General features: G+C 63.6%; 4 protein-coding genes. 3 read left to right on the top strand and 1 reads right to left on the bottom strand.

What is annotated here, in order from left to right; all coding sequences use genetic code 11:
- On the bottom strand, positions 1-2,358 hold a 2,358-nt coding region (locus tag FJ398_26265), incomplete at its 3' end, for a hypothetical protein (GenBank protein ID MBM3841390.1).
- Between FJ398_26265 and FJ398_26260 the strand changes: the two genes are divergently transcribed.
- The 3 genes from FJ398_26260 to FJ398_26250 form a co-directional block, all read left to right on the top strand.
- On the top strand, positions 2,331-3,407 hold the full coding sequence (locus tag FJ398_26260; protein MBM3841389.1) for a hypothetical protein: 1,077 nt from the start codon (positions 2,331-2,333) through the stop codon (positions 3,405-3,407). The genes FJ398_26265 and FJ398_26260 overlap by 28 nt on opposite strands.
- Positions 3,408-3,415: 8 nt before the next feature.
- Positions 3,416-4,264, top strand: coding sequence for a hypothetical protein (locus FJ398_26255; GenBank protein ID MBM3841388.1), 849 nt, complete (start codon positions 3,416-3,418; stop codon positions 4,262-4,264).
- A partial coding sequence (locus FJ398_26250) for a hypothetical protein (GenBank protein MBM3841387.1) occupies positions 4,261-4,523 on the top strand: 263 nt, incomplete at its 3' end. The genes FJ398_26255 and FJ398_26250, both read left to right, overlap by 4 nt.

Here is a 4,523-nt window from a genome sequence, read left to right as displayed (position 1 = left end):
CACGGCCGGCATGCGGAAAAAGCCGGTGTCCTTGAGGCGGCGGAGCAGGATGGACTTCTCGGGCGCTCCGGGAGTGACAATTTTCGCGCCCGCCAGGCCGGGGTCGCCGGCCTGCGGCTCACCATGGAGCAGGCCGGTCTGCGCGAGTGGTGTGGTCAGGCGCAGATCGAGATTGCCGCGCGAGGCACCGCCCGGCTGATGGCACACCGCGCAATTGCCGTGCAGATAGGAGCGGACGCGCTGCTCGGAGGGTTCGAGCGGGCTGGACCACATCACCCCATGAGGAAGTTGATCGAGTTTCTCCGGCGTGAGCGTCGTGATGAGCGCGCCCGCGCGTTGCATGGACCGCAGCCAGTTGACCGGGCGGCCGGGACGAGCCGGCGCGGGCGGGAAAATAAAATCCTGAACCGAGGTCGAAATCCAGTAGGCGGGATTGGTGAGGGGAAAGCTGAGGCCATCGTCCACACCGGGGAACCACCAGGGCAGCGAAACTTTCTGCGGTGTGTCGTTGGTGGAGTTCGCGTCCGCCAGCCCGGTGAGCGTCTCGAGTTCGCCATCTTCGATCAGTTCGGCGAGGTCAGGAGTCTTCCAGCGATAGCCGGCGCCGTAGCTGCGTGGCGCGCCGACGACGAGCAGGCGGGTTTCGACGGGTCGTGAAACTTCGTCGCCTTTGGCTGGCTTCGCCCGCCAGTGGGTGACGCTGAAATTTCTCACCACAACCGCGCCGGGCGGCAGCAGCACTTCCGTGTTGTCTGCGGACAACCTTGCCGCCGCGTTTGTCGGCAAATATAGGCCAATCACCTCGTGGGTGAAGGGCTGCCACGCGCTGGTGTTGAGCCAAAAGGGCCAGCGCCTGACGCCGCGCAGGCGGGCGTCCCATTCCGCGCGCGTCAGGCGCTTCGGCAACGCGCTGGCCTCCATCGGCAAACCCAGGGCGGCGAGGTTGGTGGAGGATCGCGCCGGGTCGGAGACCGGCGTTCCGCTCGCGGGAGTCGAACCACCGACGTAGCAGATGCGGATGAGCGAGCCGGCGTTGGGCACAAACTTCTTCGAGTCGCGCCAGACCGCGCCGCGATTGAGGACAAGCAGCGAGCCGTCGGGCGCGAGTTCGGTGGCGACGGGGCCATTGAGCCCGCGCGCAAAGGTGCCCGTGTACCAGTTCCCTGTCGCTGTTGCGCTAAACGCAACTGGAGTAGCTGCACCCTTGGCGTCAACGAGCGGCGCGTTGTCGTAGGTGAAGCCGCCCAGGTTATTCCAGTTATCCTGCCAGACAATGCCCGCCACGTCGGACGGAAGCATTGGACCGGGCAGACTGTTGCCGCCGACGACGAAGTTGATCGCGACATATGGCTGCAACGGTGAAGGATCGCCTGCTGTCACGGACAATTTGGCATCAGCGCTCGGAGTGTCTTTTCCTGCAACACTCACCACGACCGAATACATCTTGCCGTTGTCGGCGTCGGTCAACTCCGGTGTGATGTAGGAGGATCGGATTGCATTGGGGATATCGGCGCCATTGACACGCCATTGATAATACACCGGTGATTCTGTTGCTTTCACTTTCACACTGAATTTGGCGCGTGAACCCACAGTGGCCGTGGCGGCGGCTGGTTGCGCTGTGATCTGAACGTTGCCGATGTCTGGATTAACGAAGGTGCCGATGGAATTGCCGGCGAGCACAGCGACATTGGCGGCTGGCGTGCTTGATCCTTGCGCCTTGGCGCCGACACGCAGGTAGACATCGCCAGCACCTTGTTGGAGCAAACCTTCCATCAAGTAGCGTGTACCCGCGGTCAACGACGCTCCGGAATTCACCGAGAACGCGTCGTCGAAACCAACCGGGCTGATCGCCACAACACCCAAGGATTTCAGGTTCGCCTGGGATTGGTTCGATCTCAGGAACAGTTCGGATTCGTCGTCGCCATTCAGATAGAATGTGTAAGTTCCGTTGGAGGGTGGAATGAAGAACGCGTTCAACCGCGCGCCATAATTGACCGTGAAGGGATCGCGGAAGGATTCGAAGCCCTTCACCCATTCAATTTTGTCAGGCGTGCGGGCTGTGAAACGGTCGTTGGCTTTGAAATCGGCCACTGTTTGGCCACTGATGCCGAAGTAGATCTCGCGGGTTGCCCAGCCGGGCGTGACTTTCCACGCGGTGAATTTGATGGTGGAATTCGCGGCGATGGCAGTGCCGCTGGCGTCGGTTACGCCGTTGACGGTCACGGTGTAAACTGTGCCTTCAGCTTGCGCCGCAGTGGTCAAGAGCACGCGTTTCAGGTCGTTTGGATCGAGAGGCCCCGGTAACGCCGATGCCGCCGCTGAGTTGAAACTTGCTGGCTGCCACCGATCCGGCTGCAATCGCTTTGCTGAAGGACACGGATACTTGGGTCAGTGCTGCGGATCCAACGGCTTTGACCAGCTCAGGTGGGCGCGTTGCGGAACCCGAGTTCACCCGCAAGGCCGGCGGCGGTCGCGTCGTCGTGGTTTCGCCCGAAGTCCGGCTGCTCGGCGAAGTGAAGCCGGACGCCCGGCTGGTGACGAACATCGCCTTCGGCGGCGCGGCGCACGACGAACTCTTCATCTCGACCGGCGGACCGAGCGGCGTCTTTCATGCGCGGGCCAACAGGCCGGGCTTTCGGGGGCATCCGGTGCCGGAGCTGGCGCTGGGCCGGACGCTCGCGCTGGCGCCGTTGAACGAACCGATCTCCACCGCGCCTGACCGGCCGCGCTACGCCGAGCTGCGGATCTACCACGCGTTGCCCGGCAAGGCCGACGCGATCCTCGAGCGGTTCCGCGAGCCGATGACCGCGCTCAAGAAGCGGCACGGCCTGAATCCGCTGGCGTGCTGGGTGAGCCAGGACCGCAAAGGAACCAACGTTGTCGTCGTGGAACTGCTCGCGCCGCCGGGCGAGGCCGCCGCCAGTTCGGGTTGGAAGGCATTCGCGGCCGATCCGGAATTCGCTCCGGCTTATGCTGCCAGTGAGGCGAAGCACGGAAAGACGTATTCGAGGATCGAGATATTGAAACTCGTCACGCCCGCCATCGCCTGGAAACTGGCGAACAACGCAAAACGCCCCGCGCGCGTGTTCGACCTGAGGCTCTACGCGCGGACGCCGAGCAGGGAGGCGGCCTTCCGGGATCGCTGGCGCGATCACGCCATCCGCATTTACGAGCGGCACGGCATGGATAACCTCGGCTGGTGGGAGGCGACCGACACCGAGCACGCCGGCGTGATGGCGACCCTGTTCGCGCACGAGAGCCTCGATGCCATCAACGCCACCATCGGGGCCTTCCACCGGGACGAGGAGTGGATTCGCATCGAGAAGGAGACCGAGGCCAACGGCAAGCTGCGCACCGGGGCCACCGCTTACAAGCTAGTGCCGGCGGATTTTTCCCCGCTCAAATGAACCCGAACATGAAAAATTCCTCGTTGCTGCTGCTGCTCCTCGTGAGTGCCGGCCTGTGCCCCGTCCGGGCCGCGGACGTTTACAAGGAACCGCACGTCCGCTATCTCATCGCCGACATGACGCTGGGCGGTTCGCCGGACTATTACAAACAGCACGTCCGCGACGCCGTGCCCGCCGTCGCGCTCAAGGAATGGGAAGCAGGCGCGCGGTTGGTGAACACGAACCAGTTCGAGCGCCGTCGTATTCCCACACCGTACGGCGAATCCATGCGCGTCGTGTTCAAGGGCACCGAGCAGACCGCCGTCGGCGCAGACCTATTGCTAACCACCGACCTTCAATTCGATCAGGCGCCGATGCGGCTGGCGCTGGCGGATCTCACGCTGGGCCGTCCGGTTTCCTTCTACGAGGCGAAAAAGGCGGATTCCAGCGTGGCCGAAGCGTTGAAACGCTGGGGCTACGGCGCGCGCGCGGTGAACACGAATCTCTATGCCTTCCAGGGAACGGGGGAACAACGCCGGTTGGTCTATCGCGCGAATGGCCGACCGCTCGACGGCGCGCTGGTGAAACTCAACACCGACCCGCACTTCTCCGATGACTGGCGGCGTTACCTCATCGCGGAAATCCAACTGGCCGGCACGCGGGAGAAGGTCGCCAGCTTCGGGCACCGGTTCCACGACTACAACTGCCTGGTGGCGGTGGCGCACTACGACGCCGGGCACCGCGTCGCCAACCTCGATCGCTTCGAGTTCAACGGCGTGGACGGCAAACCCGGTGTGTCGAACGTCGTCTATCGCGGCACCGGCCGGCGCGTCACGCCCGCCGACATCCGGCTCACGTCGGATCCGGAGCAACGTTGAAACCATCAGCGCTCATCCCCCTGCTTACTCTTGTTTCAAGCCACGGCACCTCCGCCCAATCGGCCGACTGGCAGTCGGTCACCTGGCGCGAGCCACAGGTGCGCTATCTGATCGCGGACTTGTTTCTCGGCGGCACCAGCGTCTGCACCCCGAGCGCCTGGTCGCCGGACGGAAAGTGGATTTCCTTCCGTCGCACCGACGAGCGTTACTGGAGCAACAAGGAGCGAATGCTCAAAATCTATTCGGAGAAACCCGCCGA

The sequence above is a fragment of the Verrucomicrobiota bacterium genome (assembly GCA_016871535.1).
Taxonomy (GTDB): domain Bacteria; phylum Verrucomicrobiota; class Verrucomicrobiia; order Limisphaerales; family SIBE01; genus VHCZ01.
Note: the sequence above shows the minus strand (reverse complement) of the source record. Positions and strands in the feature narration are given on the sequence as shown.